This window comes from Streptomyces albipurpureus, assembly GCF_023701525.1.
GTDB lineage: Bacteria > Actinomycetota > Actinomycetes > Streptomycetales > Streptomycetaceae > Streptomyces > Streptomyces albipurpureus.
In genome coordinates, this window is the sequence record NZ_JAMQAW010000112.1 from 1 (window position 1) to 830 (window position 830).

Genomic DNA, 830 nt, shown 5'->3' on the forward strand with positions numbered 1-830 from the left:
GCGCGCGGAACCGGGAACATCCTCCCCGACCGGGCTGCTGAGGTGCTCCAACAGACCCGTGGCGATGACCAGGTCCGGGAGCGGAGCGGTGTCATCGGCCAGCAGCCCCGCAAGCTCCGGATAGCACTCCACCGCGACCGCGTCGGGCAACGACGACACCAGAGCCTCGGGAACAACCCGACCCACAAACGCCACCCGCCCGGCCTCAACCACATCCGCGCCAGGCACCGAACTCCACGCCAAACGGAACAGCTCATCGCCACCTCCGCTCCCGGCAGCCCTCGCCAACTGCCCCATCGTGATCGGCCGCATAGCCAGCGAATCCACCTCAGCGACAAGCCGCCCCGCCAGATCAGCGAGCCTGACCCGCAACCCCCCAACACCAGAACCAGAAGGCATGATCTGAACACGCAACGCCCGAGCACCCACAGCATGAAGCCGAACACCCGACCACGCGAACGGAAGCAGCACCTGATCCCCACCCCGCTCGGGACCCACCGCGACCACCGGATGAAGCGCGGCATCCAACAACACCGGATGAATGCCATAACCGACAACAGCATCGGCAGTACTGCCGATCACATCCTCGACCGGCAGACTCACCTCGGCATAAAGAGTCTCACCCTCACGCCAGACAGCGGACAAACCCTGGAACGCGGCACCATAAGAGTAGCCACGCTCAGCAAGATCATCATAGAGACCGTCAACCGACAACGCGGTAGCACCCGCCGGCGGCCAAACCGCCGAATCCGCCCACCCCACCACACCCGACACACCAGACGCCTGCACAGCCAGAACACCCCTGGCATGACACGTCCAAGACCCCTCAG

1 protein-coding gene is annotated in these 830 nt (G+C 65.1%); it reads right to left on the reverse strand.

Annotated elements, in window-relative coordinates; translation table 11 throughout:
* Window positions 1-789: polyketide synthase dehydratase domain-containing protein (locus NBG84_RS39760; RefSeq protein WP_345780624.1), on the reverse strand; the 789-nt coding region annotated here is incomplete at its 3' end.
* Between the last annotated feature and the right edge of the window lie 41 nt (window positions 790-830).